The 17,700-nt window shown below is 69.9% G+C and carries 18 protein-coding genes; 2 read left to right on the top strand and 16 right to left on the bottom strand.

Features of this window, described 5'->3' with window-relative positions:
• The first annotated feature begins 129 nt into the window (after positions 1-129).
• The gene (locus tag AB0Q90_RS22745; protein WP_363159439.1) at positions 130-1,128 is read left to right on the top strand and encodes a chitinase; all 999 of its coding nucleotides are present in this window, start codon (positions 130-132) and stop codon (positions 1,126-1,128) included.
• Between the two features lie 7 nt (positions 1,129-1,135).
• Here the strand turns inward: AB0Q90_RS22745 and AB0Q90_RS22740 are convergent, their stop codons facing one another.
• The 11 genes from AB0Q90_RS22740 to AB0Q90_RS22690 all read right to left on the bottom strand — a co-directional run bounded on the left by AB0Q90_RS22740 (position 1,136) and on the right by AB0Q90_RS22690 (position 14,743).
• Positions 1,136-1,783, bottom strand: a complete 648-nt coding sequence (locus AB0Q90_RS22740) for a hypothetical protein (RefSeq protein WP_363159289.1) — start codon at positions 1,781-1,783, stop codon at positions 1,136-1,138.
• The gene (gene mqnC / locus AB0Q90_RS22735) at positions 1,784-2,983 is read right to left on the bottom strand and encodes a cyclic dehypoxanthinyl futalosine synthase (protein WP_363159290.1); all 1,200 of its coding nucleotides are present in this window, start codon (positions 2,981-2,983) and stop codon (positions 1,784-1,786) included.
• 72 nt (positions 2,984-3,055) lie between these two features.
• Positions 3,056-3,781 carry an A24 family peptidase gene (locus tag AB0Q90_RS22730; RefSeq protein ID WP_363159291.1) on the bottom strand — a complete coding sequence of 242 codons (726 nt, stop codon included), beginning with the start codon at positions 3,779-3,781 and terminating at the stop codon, positions 3,056-3,058.
• Positions 3,778-6,723 carry a BTAD domain-containing putative transcriptional regulator gene (locus AB0Q90_RS22725; protein ID WP_363159292.1) on the bottom strand — a complete coding sequence of 982 codons (2,946 nt, stop codon included), beginning with the start codon at positions 6,721-6,723 and terminating at the stop codon, positions 3,778-3,780. Before AB0Q90_RS22725 ends, AB0Q90_RS22730 begins: the two co-directional genes overlap by 4 nt.
• 219 nt (positions 6,724-6,942) lie before the next feature.
• The gene (locus tag AB0Q90_RS22720) at positions 6,943-7,239 is read right to left on the bottom strand and encodes a hypothetical protein (RefSeq protein ID WP_363159293.1); all 297 of its coding nucleotides are present in this window, start codon (positions 7,237-7,239) and stop codon (positions 6,943-6,945) included.
• Positions 7,236-7,664 carry a contact-dependent growth inhibition system immunity protein gene (locus tag AB0Q90_RS22715; RefSeq protein WP_363159294.1) on the bottom strand — a complete coding sequence of 143 codons (429 nt, stop codon included), beginning with the start codon at positions 7,662-7,664 and terminating at the stop codon, positions 7,236-7,238. The genes AB0Q90_RS22720 and AB0Q90_RS22715 overlap by 4 nt, the downstream gene beginning before the upstream one ends.
• Before the next feature lie 253 nt (positions 7,665-7,917).
• Positions 7,918-8,385, bottom strand: a complete 468-nt coding sequence (locus AB0Q90_RS22710; protein WP_363159295.1) for a hypothetical protein — start codon at positions 8,383-8,385, stop codon at positions 7,918-7,920.
• 13 nt (positions 8,386-8,398) lie between these two features.
• Entirely contained in the window at positions 8,399-8,842 is a 444-nt protein-coding gene (locus AB0Q90_RS22705; RefSeq protein WP_365733581.1) for an SUKH-3 domain-containing protein, read from the bottom strand.
• Between the two features lie 7 nt (positions 8,843-8,849).
• The gene (locus tag AB0Q90_RS22700) at positions 8,850-13,463 is read right to left on the bottom strand and encodes a DUF6531 domain-containing protein (protein ID WP_363159297.1); all 4,614 of its coding nucleotides are present in this window, start codon (positions 13,461-13,463) and stop codon (positions 8,850-8,852) included.
• A 71-nt stretch (positions 13,464-13,534) separates the two neighbouring features.
• Positions 13,535-13,984 (bottom strand): hypothetical protein, encoded by a 450-nt coding sequence (locus tag AB0Q90_RS22695; protein WP_363159298.1) that lies wholly within the window; start codon positions 13,982-13,984, stop codon positions 13,535-13,537.
• A gap of 111 nt (positions 13,985-14,095) precedes the next feature.
• A complete protein-coding gene (locus AB0Q90_RS22690) occupies positions 14,096-14,743 on the bottom strand; it encodes a hypothetical protein (RefSeq protein ID WP_363159299.1) in 648 nt (215 codons plus the stop codon).
• Between the two features lie 72 nt (positions 14,744-14,815).
• Here AB0Q90_RS22690 and AB0Q90_RS22685 point away from each other — a divergent pair, with 72 nt between their 5' ends.
• Positions 14,816-15,145 carry a hypothetical protein gene (locus AB0Q90_RS22685; RefSeq protein ID WP_363159300.1) on the top strand — a complete coding sequence of 110 codons (330 nt, stop codon included), beginning with the start codon at positions 14,816-14,818 and terminating at the stop codon, positions 15,143-15,145.
• A 24-nt stretch (positions 15,146-15,169) separates the two neighbouring features.
• On the opposite strand, the gene AB0Q90_RS22680 is transcribed toward AB0Q90_RS22685, so the two are convergent.
• The 5 genes from AB0Q90_RS22680 to AB0Q90_RS22660 are packed head-to-tail and all read right to left on the bottom strand — an operon-like array spanning position 15,170 to position 17,690.
• Positions 15,170-15,586, bottom strand: coding sequence for a pilus assembly protein TadG-related protein (locus AB0Q90_RS22680; RefSeq protein ID WP_363159440.1), 417 nt, complete (start codon positions 15,584-15,586; stop codon positions 15,170-15,172).
• Between the two features lie 29 nt (positions 15,587-15,615).
• Positions 15,616-16,032, bottom strand: a complete 417-nt coding sequence (locus tag AB0Q90_RS22675) for a TadE/TadG family type IV pilus assembly protein (RefSeq protein WP_363159301.1) — start codon at positions 16,030-16,032, stop codon at positions 15,616-15,618.
• A complete protein-coding gene (locus AB0Q90_RS22670) occupies positions 16,032-16,469 on the bottom strand; it encodes a TadE family protein (protein WP_363159302.1) in 438 nt (145 codons plus the stop codon). The genes AB0Q90_RS22675 and AB0Q90_RS22670 overlap by 1 nt, the downstream gene beginning before the upstream one ends.
• Positions 16,470-16,495: 26 nt before the next feature.
• Positions 16,496-16,747 carry a hypothetical protein gene (locus AB0Q90_RS22665; RefSeq protein WP_363159303.1) on the bottom strand — a complete coding sequence of 84 codons (252 nt, stop codon included), beginning with the start codon at positions 16,745-16,747 and terminating at the stop codon, positions 16,496-16,498.
• A 31-nt stretch (positions 16,748-16,778) separates the two neighbouring features.
• Positions 16,779-17,690, bottom strand: coding sequence for a type II secretion system F family protein (locus tag AB0Q90_RS22660; protein ID WP_363159441.1), 912 nt, complete (start codon positions 17,688-17,690; stop codon positions 16,779-16,781).
• Positions 17,691-17,700 lie beyond the last annotated feature (10 nt).

Genomic DNA, 17,700 nt, shown 5'->3' with positions numbered 1-17,700 from the left:
ACTGAGAGATTCCTGCGCATACGGCGCCTGCCCGACGAGAGCCAGGGTTGATGTGAGACATTTCCAGCCCCCGGACGGGAGTTTCGTTTCCGTTCTGCGACAGAAATCATGAGAGCTGGTGCGTACGAGATGCGGAGTTTCCTGAAACCGACAGCCGGGCTCGTGTGCCTGTTCGCGCTGGCAACGGCGGGCTGCTCGGCGGAATCCGCCGCCACAACCGATGACACCTCGGCCAGCACCCCGGCCAGCACCCCGGCCAGCACCTCCTACGCCCCCTACGTCAGCGCCACCGCGGCCTCCGACAACGACTCGGCCGGCTCTCCGTCGACGTACAACCTGGCCTTCGTGATCGCGGACGGCAGTGACTGCACGCCGAGTTGGAACGGCGCCTACGACATCGACGACTCGACGGTGGAGTCCCGGATCGCGCGGCTGAAGGAGGCGGACGGGGCGAGTGTGCGCGTCTCCTTCGGCGGGGCGTCGGGCAAGGAGCTGGCGGAGAGCTGTGACAGCGCGCGGGAGTTGGCCGAGGCGTACGGCGAGGCGCTGGACGCGGCCGGTTCCACACAGGCCGACTTCGACATCGAGGGGGACGCGCTGGCCGACTCCGAGTCGGTGGAGCTGCGTTCGGAGGCGATAGCCCTGCTCCAGCAGGAGCGCGACGACCTCTCGGTCTCCTTCACACTCCCGGTGATGCCGTCCGGGCTCGACGACGACGGCATCGCGCTGCTGGAGTCCGCCAACAACAGCGCCGTACAGGTCTCCACGGTGAATCTCATGACGATGAACTACGGGGAGTCGTACGACGGCGACATGGGCGAGTACGCGATCACCGCGGCGAAGGCCTCACACGAGCAGCTCCAGGACGTCTTCGGAACGTCCACCGCGACCGCCTGGCGGGGCATGGCGCTCACCTCGATGATCGGCGTGAACGACGTCGACGGCGAGACCTTCACGCTCGAAGACGCCGCGGAGGTACGGGCGTTCGCCGAGGAGAAGGAGATCGCCTGGGTGTCGATGTGGTCGACGTTCCGGGACCAGCAGTGCGCGGACGAGGGCGACGCGCTCACCGAGTGCAGTGGGGTGGAGCAGAGTTCGGGGGCGTTCGGGGAGGCGTTCGCTGGCTGAGGCGGAACTACCGACGCCGGAACACCAACCGCCCGCCCAGCACGGTGGCCACGCAGGTCCCGGCCCCCTTGGCGGTGAGTGCCGCCTCGTCCGGCACGTCGAAGACGGCGAGGTCGGCCCGGCCTCCGACGGTGAGCGGGCCGTGGGCGGTGCCGGGCAGGTCGTAACCCTCGACGAAGGGGTCCAGGTGCGGCCCGTCCCACACCGGCGGGGCCGAGCGCCACGGCTGGGGCACCTCACGCAGCCCCGACCGCACCACGGACTGCTGTACGGCGTCCGGGAAAGGGCCGCCCACGTGGGTCGTGCCGTGCGCGAGCATCCGTTGCAGCCCGCGCCGGACGCTGCCCGCCATCCGGTTGCTGTCCGGGGCGAGCGCGTCGAAGGCGGCGCCCGCGATGGGCTCGGTGCCGAGCTCGTCCGCCTCGCGGGGATCGGGGTGGTAGCAGCGGGTCAGCAGCCACCGTCCGTGCCACTGCCGCAGCCCCGGTGTCAGCACCCCCGGCCACCGGCGCGTGCGCGCACCCTCGTAGGCGGCCGCCACCTCGTCGTACGGCCCGATCGCCGCGATGCGGTCGCCGTCGACGACGACCGCCCCGTCCGGTACCGGATCCGTGCCGAGCGGCAGCACCAGCGGTGCCGCGTGGATCGTGAGCATCTAGTTGGAGGCGAGGATCTTCAGTTCGGGGTGGGCCGTCCCGCCCTCGATCGCCGTGGACGAGATGTGGGACATCACGCGCGCGTCGACGGGGTCGTTCGCCGGGTCGTCGTGGACGACAAGGTGCTCGTACGTCGTGGCGCGCTGGGCCGGGACCCGCCCCGCCGTACGGATCATGTCGATCATTTCCTGGAGGTTGGAGCGGTGCTTGGCACCGGCCGCCGAGACGACGTTCTCCTCCAGCATGACCGAGCCGAGGTCGTCCGCGCCGTAGTGCAGGGTCAGCTGGCCCGCGTCCTGGCCGGTGGTCAGCCAGGAGCCCTGGATGTGGGCGATGTTGTCCATGAAGAGCCGGGAGATCGCGATCATCCGCAGGTACTCAAAGATCGTGGCCTGGGTGCGGCCCTTCAGATGGTTGTTCATCGGCTGGTAGAGGTACGGGATGAAGGCCCGGAAGCCGCCCGTCCGGTCCTGTACGTCACGGATCATCCGCAGGTGCTCGATGCGCTCGGCGTTGGTCTCGCCGGTGCCCATCAGCATGGTGGAGGTGGACTCCACGCCCAGCCGGTGGGCCGTCTCCATGATCTCCAGCCAGCGCTCGCCGGACTCCTTGAGCGGGGCGATCGCCTTGCGGGGGCGCTCGGGGAGCAGTTCCGCGCCGGCGCCGGCGAAGGAGTCGAGCCCGGCGGCGTTGATGCGCTGGATCGCCTCCTCCACGCTCACCTTCGAGATCCGCGCCATGTGCTCGACCTCGCTCGCCCCGAGGCTGTGGATGACGAGCTGCGGGAACTCCTTCTTGATGGCGGCGAAGTGCTTCTCGTAGTACTCGACGCCGTAGTCCGGGTGGTGGCCGCCCTGGAACATGATCTGGGTGCCGCCGAGTTCGACGGTCTCGGCGCACCGGCGCAGGATGTCGTCCAGGTCGCGGGTCCAGCCCTTGTCCTTGGCCGTGGGCGGCGCGTAGAAGGCGCAGAACTTGCACGCCGTGACGCACACGTTCGTGTAGTTGATGTTGCGCTCGATGATGTACGTCGCGATGTGCTCGGTGCCCGCGTACCTGCGGCGCCGTACGGCGTCGGCGGCGGCGCCGAGCGCGTGCAGCGGGGCGTCGCGGTAGAGGTCGAGCGCCTCCTCCGGGGTGATCCGCCCACCGGCGGCGGCGCGGTCGAGGACGGACTTGAGGTCGGCCTTCTCGGTCACCGGAGCGTCCCTTTCGTCAAGGGTTGTGGACGGACTGATCCAGCGTACGCCAGGCGGTTCACGGCCCGGACGTCAGGCCGCGTACGCACCGATCAGCAGGCCGAGGAGCGCGCCCGCCAGCAGGAACGGCCCGAAGGCGATCGCCGTCTTGCGGTCGGCCTTGCGTACGACGACCAGGGCGCCGGCGTAGAACGCCCCCAGGAGGAACCCGGCGAAGGTGCCGAGCATGACCGCGGACCAGCCGTACCACCCGAGCATCGCGCCCGTCCCGAGCGCCAGCTTCACGTCGCCGAAGGCCATGCCGGAGGGGTTGATGAGGAAGAGCACGAAGTAACCGCCGCCGAGGGCGAGGCTGCCGTAGAGGGCGGTGAGCCACTCCCCCGCGTGCTCGGGCACCAGCGCGACGACCCCGAGCAGCGCGAGCGCGGCGCCCGCGAGCGGGAGGGTCAGGACGTCCGGCAGTCGCTGCACCCGGAAGTCCACGACCGCCAGCAGCACGCCGACGGGCGCGAGCAGCAGCCAGACGCCCAGTTCGGGCCGGGTGCCGGTGGCGGCGGCGAGGGCGGCGCAGACGAGGGCGGTGGAGAGGGGGAGCAGGGCGCCGCCATGGCCGTAGACCTCACGGCAGGTCGTGCAGCGCGCCCGGCCGAGCCAGCCGGGCACCGGATGTCCGGCCGGGCAGGTGTCCCGCCAGGTCTCCTCGGGCTGGACGGAGAAGCGGTAGGCGGCCCTGGGCAGGAGCGCGCCCGCCGCCGCACCCCACAGCGCGGCGGCGAGTACGAGCATCAGGTCGGTCATCCCGCGGCGACGGCGCCGTTGCGCCAGGTCGGCAGCAGCTCGTCGAGCAGCGCCTCCGTGCGCGGCGGCAGGCCGCGCGCCCCGCTGCGGGAGATCAGGTCGGCGGTCAGGGCCTGGAGCCGGGCGGTGTCGCCGGTGGCGTGGGTGGCGCGCAGCAGCTCGTGCCACAGACGCTCGTCCGCGGGCGCGGAGCCCAGGGCCGCGGTGAGCGCCTCGATGGCCTTCTCCGCGCGGTCCTTCTCCAGGTGGAACGCGGACAGCGCGAGCCCGATGTCGGCGACCAGCAGCGGCAGTTGGGCGTCGATGATCTCGTGGGTGAGCCAGCGGTAGCGGCCCTCGGGCCGATCGGCGAGCAGCGGTCCGCGCACCAGGACGAGTGCGTCGGTCAGAAGCCGCCCACGAACCGCCCGGCTGCCGACGCCCCGGCCCTGCGTGGCCTCGTGGTAGAGGGAACGCAGCACGTCCAGGTCCGATACGACGGACTTGGCGAGCGTGAGCCGGCCGGTGGAGTCGGTGCGCAGCCGCGGGCTGCCGTCCGGGTCGGCGCCGAGCCAGGCGCGCAGCCGTTCCAGGAGCGCGTCGCGCACGTCCTCGGTGACCCCGCGCGGCCACAGCGCGGAGGACAGCACACGCGGATGCACGCCCTCGCGGTGCAGGAGCAGCAGCGCGAGCGCCTCGTGGAGCAGGGCGCTGCGGTCGCCGTCCGGGGTGTCGAGGCCGATGATCTCGTACGGGCCGACGAGCCGGGCGTAGACCGCGGGCCGCCCCTGCTCGCTGATGTCGACGAGGAACGGCGGGGTGGTGGCCGGGCCGCCGTCGGGGCCGTTTTCGGGGTCGGCCTGGACGAACAGCTCGACGACGGCCTGCTGTTGGGCGGCCGGCAGGAGCTGGGCGTCGAGTTCGAGGCCGAGGAGCGGGGCGAGCAGCTTGCCCTCGCCGGTGATCTCCATCTCCCAGGCGGCGCCGGGCAGATCGCCGGTCTCGGTGCCGACGAGGTAGCCGATGCCGAGCCGGCTTGCGTCGGCGGCGAGTTCGGCGAGCTTGACGGCGTCCTCGGCGGAGGGCTGGGCGGCGAGGAGGACCAGGTGCGGGGCCCAACGGGTGTGCTGGGCAGGTCCGGTGCGGCCGGTCAGCACGGAGTCGTGACCGGCGGCGCCCAGGGCTCCCCGCCGCTGGCGCGTCTCGGCCTCCATCGTCTCGATCAGATCCTCGACGCCGTCGAGGTGCCGCAGCCGGTTGGGGGCGAGCGGAGTCAGGTCCTGACCGAACCCGACGAGGGTGATCGTCATCCGGTCCGACCAGCCGTTCGTGGCGAGTTCGGCGGCGACCGACGCGAACACGGCGGCCCGGTCGGCCTCACGGCCGGAGAGGGAGACGATGCCGGGCACCGACTCCAGGTTCAGCAGCAGCCGCGAGTCGTCCATCGTGCCGAGGCTGACGAGGCCCGGGTACGGAGCGGCGGTGTCGACGTCCTCGTACCGCTCGGCGTCGGTCCGGGACAGCATCCAGAACGTCTGGTCCTGGCCGAGCTGCCAGGGCGCGGGCGGCTTCCCGGCGGGCTGGGCGAGCTGGAGGTGGAGGTCGCCGTTACTGAGCCAGGCGGCGTAGACGGTCGGCAGGGGGCGCGACTCCTCGGCGAGGGAGGCGGCGAGCCCGCGCAGCGACCGGTCGAGAAGGCGTACGCCCTCGGGGTCGGCGCCGACGAGGAGGGCGTCCTGGGCGTCCGCGGCGGAACCGGTCGGCGTGGGCGGCTCCATGCCGCGCCGTCCGCCGACGGTGCCGAGCGCCGACTGCCACAGGGCCTGGCGGCGCCGGCGGCCGAGGGCGCCGAGGAGGCCGGCGGCGAGGAGGGGGGCGGTGAGGAGGGCCTCGGGGAGACCGAAGGAGCTGCCGGACTCCGTGGCCGGGGTGGCCTGCGGGGTCTGCTGCTGGTGACCGGCGTGCTGATCGGAGTGCTGCCGGTCGGGGGCGGGGCGCTGCTCGGGGAGGTCGACGCTTGCGGCGCCGCCTCCGCCCTGGGCGTGATCGCCGCCCGTCCTGGCGTAGTCGTGGATCTGCTGCTGGACCTCGGGCGAGACGTTCGGCGTCTCGTCGGGCATCTCCACGAGGTCGCCGCCGCGGGCGTCGCCCGGCATCTCCATGATCCAGCCGGGCCGGATGAGGCTGGCCTCGGACAGCCGGGAGCCGTCGGGCTGCACCCGGTCCTTGTTGAGCTGGTAGATCTCCTTGTACCGGCGGCCGTCGCCGAGGTGCCGCTCGGCGATCTCCCACAGGGAGTCGTGGTGGCGGCCCTCGGGCGGCTGGATCCGGTAGTACTTCGTGTCGCCGTCCTTGGCGGTGGCGGCACCGGCACTCGCCTCGGCATGGGACGCCTGCTCGGCGAGGGCGGCGGCGGTGTTCGCGGCCTGCTCCTGCTGCTGGGCGAACAGTCCGCCGGGGGTCTGCTGAGCGGCGGCGACCGTTCCCCGCTGGTTCCCCTCCAGGCTCTGCCCGAGCTGCGAAAGACCCGGCGTGAGGCTGGCGGCCGTGGCGCCGACGAGCAGCAGCGCGGCGACGAGCTGCCGGGCGAGCAGCTGACTGGGACCGGCGCCGGGCACCCGGCCCGGAACGCCCACGCCCGACACCGCGGCCTTCATCTCGACGATCACACACGCGGTGAACTGGGCCCAGGCCAGCCAGACGAAGAAGGTGAGGATGTGCAGGAAGGTGCCGACGTTGAGCTCGTTGGTGAGCCACTCCTGCGGCTCCCACGTACTGGGGACCGGCCACCCGAGCTGCATGGCCAGCGCACCCGGCACCCCGACGACCAGCACGATCAGCGCGACGAACGCGAGGAACGCCTTGACGAAGTCCCCGAAGGAACGCCGGTGCACGCGCACGGGCTGCGGGGTCCGGTTCCGCGGGGTGGTCGGGCTTCCCGTCGAGCTTGAGCGTCGCGGCATGGGCGAAGTCCTGGGGTTGGGGTGGGAGGGATGTACTGAGACTACAGAGATCTTATGGACTGTCCTCGGGCCCGTCGAAGGCCGGAGAGCAAGAGGAACCGTCCACAGCCCTCGAAGCCCCACCAGCAGCCCGAAAAGCCCGAGTTGCCCGATGCGAGGCCGAGATCCTCACATTCCCCACACAATCCCCTGCTGCTGACGTGCAGGAGATTCAGGCGATCAATCGCTGAGTTCCGTCAGGATCTCCTCGAACTCGGCCAGCGACTTCTCATGGTCTTCCCGTCCGGCGTCGTCGAGTGGCAGGTGGCGAAGGGTTGTCCGTGCGAACTCCTCGGCGGCAGTGTGGACGGCCGTGGCGAGGTCCTTCGCCGGTGAGCGGTCCACGAGCACTCCCTCGTGGGCCGTCTCGATCCAACCGCCGTCGCCCTTCCCACGCGTGAACTTCAGGGAGAAGGACGAGTCGACCGCAGCGGATTCGTAGCTCGTGCGGCCCTCGTCCGTGAGAAAGCCCCTCATTGTGGTCTCTCCTCAGTGCGCGAGGACAGGAAGGCATCCGCCAGCCGTTGCAGCTCAGGTGAGAGTCCGACCAGCATCGACACCGTCTCCTCGAACGTCCGTGCCGCATCCGGGGCGTCCGCCCAAGCCTCGGGCCTCCTGGTCAGGACAGCATGCAGCAGATCGTCGTCGTACCAGCCGCCGGCCGCCTGGCGGGGCGCCGTGTCCCTGAGATGCGCCACGGCCGCCGGCAGCAGGTGGGGCAGGCCGACGTCCTGGGCGATCAGGCGGGCGAGTTCGTGCGGCTCCAGCGTGCCAATCGGGCGGCGGCGCAGTGCGTGCACGTTCTTGACCATGTGGGTCGTGTCGTCCGGCGGGTCCGGCCACCGCTGCCCCTCAAGCTGTTCGAGGGACCGACTGTCAACGTCCGGGCGTTCACGTCTCACTGCCACACCTCCGGGGGCAGGTCAAAGTAGCCAGTGCCAAGTGTTCGGCGAAGCAGCCGGGGAATTGCAGAGCCTCGGCGAACGCGGCGTAGAGCTCGACAGCTGGCGCCGGACCTCGGCAGCTCCCTGGGGCACGAAGACGACCCAGGGATCCGAAGTCCCCGTGATGCCGAAACCGGTCATTCCCATTGTCCCCTTGTCCCCCATGCGGCCGCTCAAGCCACAGGCCTCACGCGCGACGCAAGGCGGCAGTTCAGGAGCGGCGTCCGCGCAAGGCCTTCCAGGCGTCCTCGGCCGCGTACATGGCGCTCAGCCGCCAGGCGTCCAGCTTGTCCACCACGGTTGACTGCACCTTCTGCCACTTGAACCACGGCGGCAGGTCCCGGAACGGTACGAACGTCAGGGTGTCCCCGATGGCGTGGTCGGCGAAGCCGCCCGTGCCCTCCGCGCGCAGGGCGGCGTACAGCTCCGGGGTCAGTCGGCCGTTGAGGCGGGCCACATGGGCCGCCGCGGTGAACGGGAAGTCCCGTCGGGAGCGGTCCAGTACCTCGATGGCCCGGATGATCCGCGGCGACGCCACCTCCGGCGAGCAGTTGAGGGCCAGCCCGATCACCGCCGCACCGAGACACTCGTCACCGCGGTCGAGCGCGGCGTCCACCTCGGCGGGGTCGTCCATGCCCAGCAGGCCCTTGCCCGTATTCCAGTCCCACTTCGAAGCCATCGTGCATCGGCCCTTATCGGATGCCCTCGACCAGCTTCTCCAGGGCCTCGTCGGCCGATTCCGCCAGCAGCGTGACGCTGTCCATGCCGACGTAGATCGCACCGTTCGGAGCGATGCCCAAGTACAGGTTGCGGCGGTCTGCTTCCCCGACCGGGTAGAGGTCGGTACCGGCCTCTTCGCTCAGCACGTCAAAGATCTCGTCGTCCCACTCGGCCACGGTCGGGTCGAGCGTGAATCCCATGCGGGCCATCGTCTTCCCAGGGCCTCGCTCGGTACTCGTCAAACCACCGAACTCGGCCAGGAAGCGTCGGGCCGCCTCATGGATCTCGAAGCCTCCGTGGTCACGGAGCGTGTTCTCCCAGTCCTCCGTGGACACTGAGCGCCCCGGGTGCCAGCCGGCCACGCGCAGGACGCGGTCGGTCTCCGCGGACCAACGCTGCTCGCGCTCTTCACTCATCATCGAGTCACACCGCCCTGATTCCGAATTGATCGAGCACATGTTGGCACGAGGAGCATGGTGGCTTGGGCGTGCCATGTCTCGGATTGCCGGGCGCACGAACCTCCACCGCGGCACTGACGGCGCCCCGTGGATCGACTCCCGCGTTCATGGCCCTCGACAACGCTTCGGGCTCCGCACAACGCCCGTGCTGGTTGCCCGCGGGGCGCACTGCCATCGGCACCCGATCGTAGGCGGCCTGCACATCGGGGTGCAGGTTGTGGCTGCCGCCACCCTTGATACTCGCCCCGGTGAACGTCCCGTGTCCGGGCACGGTAAGCCCGCAGGCGACCGTCGGCCTGGTCTGTTTGCTCGCCCCGGGCCGTGACTGCTCCAGGTCCGCCCGCCACTGCGCGGCATCACTGGCCTCCTGGTCGCAGGCCGGCGCGAGGCCGAACGGATCGACCGCGGTGAACGGATTCCCGACGTACATGCGAGGGTTCGGCCCCGGGGTGAGACCGAGGGGGTCCAGCGACGCGTACTGGCCGGTTTCCGGGTCGTAGTGGCGCTGATAGTTGTAATTGAGCGAGGTCTCGGGATCGTGGTACTGGCCCGGGAAACGCAGCGGGCAGTGCACGTCGGCCGGTCCTGACGCGGCGAGTGGTGCACCCCACACGGTGGTCAGCGCTCTCCAGGCGAGTTCTCCATGCTCGGTGACCATCTCGGTCGGTGTGCCGACCAAGTCGGTGACGATGGAGTAGAACTCTTCGTCGACCCATTCCTGGGGGCGATCCCGGGCGGGCATCCGCTCGATCTGGGTGACCGGGCTGAAGCGGTCCCGCTCCCAGTCCCAGACCGTGCACGTGGGCGCCGCGTCCCCCTTCTGCGTGATCTGCTCGGCCGGGACGAAGCCGTCCCAGACGAACGTCACTTCCTCGGCCACGGTCACGCCGTCCGGCGCCAACCGCCGCTTGGCAATACGGCGGCCGAACGGGTCGTACTGATAGGTCCATCGAGTGCCATCGGGCGTCGTGACGCCGACCAGTCGGTCCTGGCTGTCCCAGCTGTAGCGCCACACATCGGGCTTGCGGGACAGACGCTTCTTCCGCCTGACCACCACACGGCCTCGGGCATCGTGTTCGTAGCTGATGTGGCCGACGGCGCCGACGGGCCCGGCTGCGGAGGCCGCCTCGGCGTGAGCGGGGATGCCGGTCCGCCACTCGCCTCCCGTGAGGTTGCCCGCCGCGTCGTAGGCATAGCCCTCGGTCCAGGTCTCGGCCCGTACCCCGGTGACCCGCCCGGTGCTGTCGTTGTCCACGGCACGGTCGCCATGGAGCATGTCGCTGATCGCGGCGACGGTGCCGTCCTGCCGGTAGCGGTAAGCGCGGTGCTGGATCTGCCGTGCCGCGAGTCCCGCTCCCGAATCGCCGTCCGCCGACCCTACGGTCACGGACTGCGAGTTGAGCCTGCCGTCCGCGTCCCACGTCTGGTTCAGCAGGACGGTGCCGGCCCGGCGCTCGATCTCCCGCCCGGAACCGTCGTACGCGAAGCTGACCGTACGTCCGGCCGTCCGCAGCAGCACAGGCCTGTCGCGGCCGTCGTACTCCCATATGCTCTCGGCGTTCGACGGGGTGATGCGACGAATGCGTCTGCCGAGCAGGTCGTAGACGGAGCGCACGGTACGTCCGTTGCAGGTCTCCGCGACGATCCGTCCGAGGGCGTCCCGCTCGTAGGCCAGCTCGACCCCGTCGGCAACCGCGTGGCGGAGGTGCCCGACAGCGTCGTAGACGTACGTCGTCGCCCCTTCCGGCGTGTGCTGCTCGGTGACATTCCCGAGGTCGTCGCGGACGTAGTCGATGAACTCGCCCGCGTTGTCGCTCTGCCCGACGAGACGACCCGCGGGGTCGAACCGATAGCGCTGTACGCGGCCGCCGAAGTCCTGCTCGTGAACGAGGCGTCCCGCGGCGTCGTAGGTGTAACTCCACGTGACCCCGCGCTGGTTGGTGACCGAAGTGAGGCGGAGCTGGTCGTCGTACGTGAACTCCAGTCGCGAGCCGTCAGGATCAGTACGGGCTACGAGCAGGTCGAAGCCGCCGTACTCGAAGCGCACCGCCTGCCCGTGCCCGTCGATGTGCTCGACAAGGTTCCCCTCCCCGTCGTAGACACGTCGCCACGTGGTTCCGTCCGGCAGGGTGCGTCGGCTCGGGCGGCCTTCCGTCGTCCAGCCGAATCGGGTGACCGACCCGTCCGGGCCCGCCTGCGCCGTGATCCTGCCGAACGCGTCACGCTCGTAGCGGATCGTCCCGCCCTCCGCGTCGGTGACCGCCATGGGCAGGCCCGCATCGTCGGGTTCCAGCCGCGCCGTACGCCCGGCGGCGTCCGTGATCGCCGTGAGCGCGCCGATCTCGTCGTAGGAGTAGGTGACCCGGCCACCCGCGGGGTCCGTCTCCGCGATCAGGTTTCCCCGGGGGTCGTACTCCATGTGCCAGACGTGGCCGTCGGCCTGCGTCACCGACAGAGGCTGACCACAGGCGTTGTTCCGCGCCTCCTCCCGGCGGCCGTCGGGCCGTATGACCGCGGTCGGCGCGCCCTGATCGTCGTACTCGTAGCGAGTTGTCCGCCCGAGCGCGTCCGTGCGGGCGATAAGACGCTCGTAACGGTCCCACTCGGAGAAGACGGTGTGGCCGAGCGGATCGGTCTCGGCGACGAGCTGGAGGAGCTCGTTGTAGCGGTACGACGTCGTGTTCCCGAGTGCGTCGGTGTAGCGCGTCTCGCGGTTCTCGCTGTCGTACTCGACCGTGCAGGAGAGGCTGCCGTCGTCGCCCTCGCCGGCGGTGCAGCGGTCCAGGGCGTCGTAGGTGAAGCGGTAGGAGTAGCCGTTGCGGTCGGTCCAGGAGGTGATGCGGGCGCGGGCGTCGTACGTCAGTTTCCGGGGCAGGCCGCTGGAGTTGTGGATCTCGGTGAGGTTGCCGTCGGGGGCATAGGCGAAGCGCTTGAGGAGCGTGCCGTCGGGGCCGTCGTCCGGGTTGTGGAGCCGGAGTGCGGTGACGCGTCCCTGGTCGGTGTCGACGTGGACTCGGCGGCCCGCCGAGTCACGTACGGCGACCGGCGTGCCGTCGTCGTCGCGGTCGAAGTCGATACGGAGGCCGTTGCGGTCGGTGATCGCGGCAAGAGGGAGCGTGAACGCCTCGTCGGCCGCCGCCGGCCGCCTGCGCGGGGCGAAGTGACGCGTGATGCCGGAGTCCGGGTCGGTGATCCTGACGGGCGCGCCGGGGGCGCCGTCCCAGTCCAGCGGCCGGCGCGGGCCTTCCAGAGGCAGCACCGAGGTGCCCGGCGTCGGCACCGGGTAGAAGAGCAGCATGCCGTCCTCGGTGGCGAAGACGGCGCCCTCGTCGTCCAGTTCCAGGCGTTCGTCCAGGGTGGAGGCCCAGGACGGGCCGAAGAAGCGGCCGTACGGGTAGGAGGAGAGGTGCGTACGGCGCAGGATCAGGGGAAGCAGGCCCGGCAGGTCTACGTCCGTCTCCTCCATCAGCATGTCGCCGGAGATCATGTCGATGGGATCGCCGTTCTTGCAGCGGCCCTTGGTGGGCTTGCTGTTCGCGACGGCGTCGTCGGCCTCCTTGCGCAGGCCCTTCTTCCCCAGTCCCTTGGCCATGGCCTTGAGGCCACCCTTGCCCAGCGCCTTCATGCCCATGGCCAGCTTGCCGAGGCTGGTGAGGCCCTTCATGCCGGGTATGCAGTCCAGGGCGGCGAAGGCGACGTCCAGGAGGCCGGCTTGGCCTTTTGAGTATTTATAGAGCGTGTCCGCCAGGACTATGAGACCGGCGACGATGACAATCGCGGCCAGGATCGGACCACCGATGATCATCGCGATGATGCCTACGACCGCCACGACCACCTTGCACACGGCGACGATGGTGTCCCAGTTGTCGACGAACCAGTCCCCGATGTCCTCCCACCACGACCGGTTCTGAATACCGGCGTCGGAGGCTTCGTCGATCTTCGACTTCGCCGTCCGCGCCGCCTCCTCGCGCATCTTGCGCGCGTCCTCGGCCATTTTCTTCGCGGCGTCCAGCGCACCCTGCGCGTCGGAGACGTCCGACTTGGCCCGCCCCTGGGCCGCCTCGGCGTGCTGCACATCCCGCGTCGCCGCCCGGACCTTCGCCTCGTCCGGCTTCTCGGCCGACTTGCTGCCGGTGGGGTCGTCCTTGTACTTGTCGGCCTCCTTCGAGGCCCGCGTCACCCACGAATCAGCCGTCGACAGACGGGATTTCGCGGACGACAGGTCCGACTGCGCCTCCCGGCCCTTCGCCAGCGCCCGGTCCGCCAGCGCCTGCGCCCGCTCCAGCTTCGGCCAGTAGTCGGTGAGCGCGTCGCCGCACATCTCGTACGACGTCTTGAGCTTCTTCAGGTTCTTCGGGACGTCGGCGAAGTCCTCCTTGAAGACATCCGCCGACTTGCCCGCCCACTCGGCGAGGGTCGACTCCCCCGACATGCCCTTGACCAGACGCAACGCGTCCGACACGTCGTCGGCGAAGTCGTGGAGTTTCTTGGCCAGTTGGCGGACCTGTTGCGGATCGCCCGGCACCGGGTCCTTGTCCAGGTCCAGGACATGCCAGTCCGTGGGCCGATGCCCTGCCATACCGCAACCCCCGTCATGTACGCATCACCAACGACAACCGTATACAGGGGTCGGACGCGCGACGCGAAGGATCAGTTCCGCAACGTCCAGGCAGGTGAGTCCGGCGGGGGCGGGGGGCCGTAGCGGAGGTCGCGGGCCCAGTACTCCGGGGTCTCGTGGCACATGAGGTCGGGGTAGGGCCCGATGTTCACGCCGGCGTAATTGTCGTTGATGCGGGCGACCGCCTCCGCCCGGGAGATGCCGAACCGTTCGACCATCACCGTGGCGATCTCCCGGAAGTAGTCGAGCATCCCCGCGTCGAGGTCGAGGAGGAACTCCTCGGTCCTCGCGGTGGTGCCCTCGCCGTGCACCCACCTCCCCAAGCGGTCCAGAGCCTGGATCAGTTGGTTCTCGTCGTTGATCTGAAACCGCTCATCCGTGGTGTCCCCGCTCAGCGTCTCCCCCAGCAGGAAATGCGCCTCGCCGGTCTCCCAGACGATCAACTCCCCGATGGAGAAGGGCCCCTCGGTACGTATGCTCACGCTCCGCGTCGCCCGTTCGGGAACCGGGCCGTGCCACGTGAGGGTGCATCCCGGTTTCGGCCGCAGCCGCCCGAACCGGAGGTGCAGTTCCACCAGCACGTCCATGCCAAGTCACTCCACGAAGCTGAAAGTCGATGTGATCGCGTCGAAGATGTCGAAGAAGGAGTCGGCGAGGTCCAGGACCTGGCTGCTGCCCGCGACCAGCGCGACCTTCCCCTCCTGCCCCGGCACCGGGATGAACGTCTGCATCAGCACCGCCCGGATCGTGCGCTTGAGGGCGTCGTCCGGTACGGCGATGTCCTCGATGCCGTACGTCCGGGCCGCCGGGCCCACGCCGGGGATGTCGACGGTGGTGACCTTGCGCCAGGAGTCGCCGTCCTTCTTGGCTTCCTTGACGGCGAGTTGGCCCGCCATGACCGCGGGGTCCGTCGACAGCGGCTCGCCCGAGGCCGAGCGGCCGCCGACCAGCGACACCGTCACCGAGCCGGTGATCGGGGTGTCGCCGCCGAAGCTCTCCGCCATGCAGCCGCAGTACAGGGCGCCCGATTTCCAGGCGTCGGCAGCGGCCTTGCGGAGGAACTCCGTGTAGACGTCGCGGTATTTGGCCAGCTCGGGGTTGCCCGCGACCCGCTCGTTCACCATCCGGCGGATCGAGTCGTCCCGGGACTCCGGCCGTACGTCGAACTCCCACCACGATTCCGGCACCTTGATCCGGAATCCCCCGCGCTCGATCGTGAGCGCCTCCATGTAGCGGGCCATGCCGTCGACCTTCACCCTTCGTGCGATGTACCGTGCCGATCAGCCTACGAGGAACAGTCGGGGGACGGATACATGGCCAAGGGCAAGAGTGACCTGTCACTTCCGCTGACCGAGCTGGAGGACTACGGCCGTCGGCTGCGTTCCATCAAGGACCGCATGAACCACACCAAAAAGATGTTCGAGTCCTACGAGGACGACATCGGCGACGGCACCGTCAATGACGCCCTCGGCGACTTCGAGTCCAACTGGGAGGACGGCCGTGAGGACATCTCCCAGCAGCTCGACGCCCTCGCGAGCATGTCCGACGCCGTGGTCCGCGAGTTCAAGAAGCTGGACGACGAGCTCGCCAAGCAGGTCAACGACGCAATGAAGACCGAGGACAAGCGGCCCAAGAAGGACTAGGGCAGGCCTGAGACTCGCCCCCCGTCAGCCCACCTCGTTCTCCGCCACCGCCTGCCCGCGGACGGTCACGTCACCGCCGTAGAACATGCCCGTGAACACCGGTGAGTACGTGAGCTGGACCTCGACCTGGACCTGGTCGGCGTCCGCCGCCACGCAGTGGGTCGCCGCGATGTCCGCGCCGGACATGTCCATTTCCTGGGCGAAGGCCTTGACCCGGGCGTCGCAGTTCTCGAAGTTGATGGGGGCGGGGCCGCCCTCGTTGTCGTAGAGGGCCTCGCGGTCGATGTCCTGGGCGGCGTAACGGGCCGCCTGTTCCGCGATGTCGGCCGCCCGCTCCCGCTTGGAGATGGACAGGCCGCCGTCGATCACGAAGGCCGAGAGGGACAGGAACACCAGCGCGAAGATGATGACCGCGCCGGCGCCCGAGCCGCGGTCGTCCATACGGGCGCGCAGCCCCGTGAGCCAGGTCCTCACGCCGACCTCCGGAACGGGTCCAGCGGAGAGCTGAAGGAGGCGTCCATCGTCGGGTCGATGTCCAGGCCCAGCATCGCAAGGCCACGGACTCGGCAGCTGACCTGCACCGAGAACAGCGGGTCGACCTCCGGGTCGAAGCCGGTGCTGGTCTGCGTCACCGTCACCTCGCCCGTGCAGACGTCCGCCAGGTTCGCGGCAGCCGCCTTCCGCGCCTCGGCCATCGCCGTGGCGTGGTCCTTCTGAATGGAGCCCGCGCGGGCCGCGTCACGCGCGGCGCCGTCCAACGCGCCCCGGCCGTCGACGAGTTGCCCGAAGGCCACCAGCACCAGGATGAACAGCATCATCACCGGGGCCAGGATCACGACCTCGATGGTGGACAGTCCGCGGTCCTCCCGAAGGCGAAGGGAACGCATCAGTTCTCCCCCTCCGGCACAAACCGCTCCACCGGCCCCGCCGACCGCGCGTGCACCGTGAAGTCCAGGCCCGGGAACACCGACGGCACCTTCGCCGTGATCTCCACGCCCACCGTGTTCTGCTCCGGCTGGAGCATCGTCACGTTCGGCGAGAGCACCAGCGCCGGGCCCAGCTGGTCGATGTAGCTGTTGACGACCGTACGGGCCTCGCCGCGCCAGCCGCCCGGCTGTGCGTCGGCCGTGGCACGGGCCTTGCGGGCGCCGGCCTGGGCGGCCGCCTGGGCCACGTGGTCGGCGAAGAAGTACAGCGCGAACTGCACGGTGGCGAAGATCATGAAGAAGAGGACGGGGGTGAGCAGCACGAACTCGATCGCGGTCATGCCGGAGTCGCCGCGCGCGGAGACTTCCTCCCGTCTACGGCGTACCCAGGTCCGCATACGTCGCTGCACCCCCGTGACCGTGCTCAGCAGGTGCCGCTCTGGTTGGCCCCGTTGATGCAGTTCTCGACCTTCTCGGCGCCACCCTCCAGCGCGCGGTTGATGATCGCGGCGACGACGCCGACGATCGCCACGACGACCGCGGAGATGATGACCCACTCGACGGCGGAGGCACCGCGGTCGAGCTCGCCGGAGCGGGCGCGCTGCACACGGCCCTGAAGGAAGGTGACGAGGAAGTCCACCGCCGGGATCCCGGTGTTGAAGTTCCGTCCGTTCATGGTCAGTTGTCCTCTCAAGACGTAAGGGTGATCAGACCTGGAACACGCGCATGGCGGCCGGATAGATCAGGAACACCAGGAAGCCGGCGCACAGCAGCAGCTGCGCCACGAGCATCGACTGGGACTTCTCGCCCGCGCTGCCCTCGATCTCGGCGAGTTCGCGGTGCCGCATGGTCTCGGCGCGGGAGGCGAGGGACTCACGGACCTTCGCACCGTCGTCGGCGACCAGCGCCAACGAGGCGGACAGGTCCTTCAGTTCCTCCACGCCCAGCTCCTCGCCGAGCGAACCCAGCGCCTGCCACTGGCTGATACCGGTGATCCGGGCATCGGCGAGGGCGCTGCGAATGCGCTGGTTGGCCCAGCCGTCCGAGATCTCCGCCGCCGCCATCAGCGCCTCCGGCAGACCGCGGCCGCCGGCCAGGCTCATCGACACCAGGTCCAGATAGGCACCGATCACCCGCCGCAGGTCGCGGCGCTTCTCGGCCGCGTCCCGCCGTACCTCCACATCGGGGAGGAAGAAGAAGAGGGCCGCGAACAGCAGCGCCAGCCAGACCGGGATGATCGGGCTGCTGCCGAAGCCGAGGGTCCAGACGACCGCGAAGAGGAACGGCCCGAAGAACAGACCCGCGACACCCAGCAGCACCTTCGTCGCCAGGAACTTCTCCCAGCTGCGCTCCAGCACGGCGAGGTCGGCCCGCAGCGAGCGCTGCTCCCACCCCTGCTGGAGATAGAACTCGGCGACACGACGGCCGACTTCGGCCCGCGTCGAGGAGAAACGGCCGCCCGTGTCCTGCGTGGTGCGCGCCGACTCGTACGCCGCCCCGCGCGCCCGCATCGCGTCGATCCGCGCGACCTGCGCGACGGCGCTGCGCTTGGTCGGCATCAGGGCGCGTACGAGGGCGTAGACGCCGAGGCCGAAGACCGCGCCGATGATGATCGGCATCGTGACCTGG

Origin of the sequence: Streptomyces sp. NPDC079141, from assembly GCF_040686775.1 — a bacterium.
Classification (GTDB): domain Bacteria; phylum Actinomycetota; class Actinomycetes; order Streptomycetales; family Streptomycetaceae; genus Streptomyces.
Note: the sequence above shows the minus strand (reverse complement) of the source record. Positions and strands in the feature narration are given on the sequence as shown.

Bases quoted from the DNA above. Each gene is read 5' to 3' on its own strand.
- AB0Q90_RS22745 (WP_363159439.1), top strand. From the start codon at position 130: ATGCGGAGTTTCCTGAAACCGACAGCCGGGCTCGTGTGCCTGTTCGCG.
- AB0Q90_RS22740 (WP_363159289.1), bottom strand. From the start codon at position 1,783: ATGCTCACGATCCACGCGGCACCGCTGGTGCTGCCGCTCGGCACGGAT.
- AB0Q90_RS22730 (WP_363159291.1), bottom strand. From the start codon at position 3,781: ATGACCGACCTGATGCTCGTACTCGCCGCCGCGCTGTGGGGTGCGGCG.
- AB0Q90_RS22725 (WP_363159292.1), bottom strand. From the start codon at position 6,723: ATGCCGCGACGCTCAAGCTCGACGGGAAGCCCGACCACCCCGCGGAAC.
- AB0Q90_RS22720 (WP_363159293.1), bottom strand. From the start codon at position 7,239: ATGAGGGGCTTTCTCACGGACGAGGGCCGCACGAGCTACGAATCCGCT.
- AB0Q90_RS22710 (WP_363159295.1), bottom strand. From the start codon at position 8,385: ATGGCTTCGAAGTGGGACTGGAATACGGGCAAGGGCCTGCTGGGCATG.
- AB0Q90_RS22705 (WP_365733581.1), bottom strand. From the start codon at position 8,842: ATGAGTGAAGAGCGCGAGCAGCGTTGGTCCGCGGAGACCGACCGCGTC.
- AB0Q90_RS22700 (WP_363159297.1), bottom strand. From the start codon at position 13,463: ATGGCAGGGCATCGGCCCACGGACTGGCATGTCCTGGACCTGGACAAG.
- AB0Q90_RS22690 (WP_363159299.1), bottom strand. From the start codon at position 14,743: ATGGCCCGCTACATGGAGGCGCTCACGATCGAGCGCGGGGGATTCCGG.
- AB0Q90_RS22685 (WP_363159300.1), top strand. From the start codon at position 14,816: ATGGCCAAGGGCAAGAGTGACCTGTCACTTCCGCTGACCGAGCTGGAG.
- AB0Q90_RS22680 (WP_363159440.1), bottom strand. From the start codon at position 15,586: ATGGACGACCGCGGCTCGGGCGCCGGCGCGGTCATCATCTTCGCGCTG.
- AB0Q90_RS22675 (WP_363159301.1), bottom strand. From the start codon at position 16,032: ATGCGTTCCCTTCGCCTTCGGGAGGACCGCGGACTGTCCACCATCGAG.
- AB0Q90_RS22670 (WP_363159302.1), bottom strand. From the start codon at position 16,469: ATGCGGACCTGGGTACGCCGTAGACGGGAGGAAGTCTCCGCGCGCGGC.
- AB0Q90_RS22665 (WP_363159303.1), bottom strand. From the start codon at position 16,747: ATGAACGGACGGAACTTCAACACCGGGATCCCGGCGGTGGACTTCCTC.
- AB0Q90_RS22660 (WP_363159441.1), bottom strand. From the start codon at position 17,690: ATGCCGATCATCATCGGCGCGGTCTTCGGCCTCGGCGTCTACGCCCTC.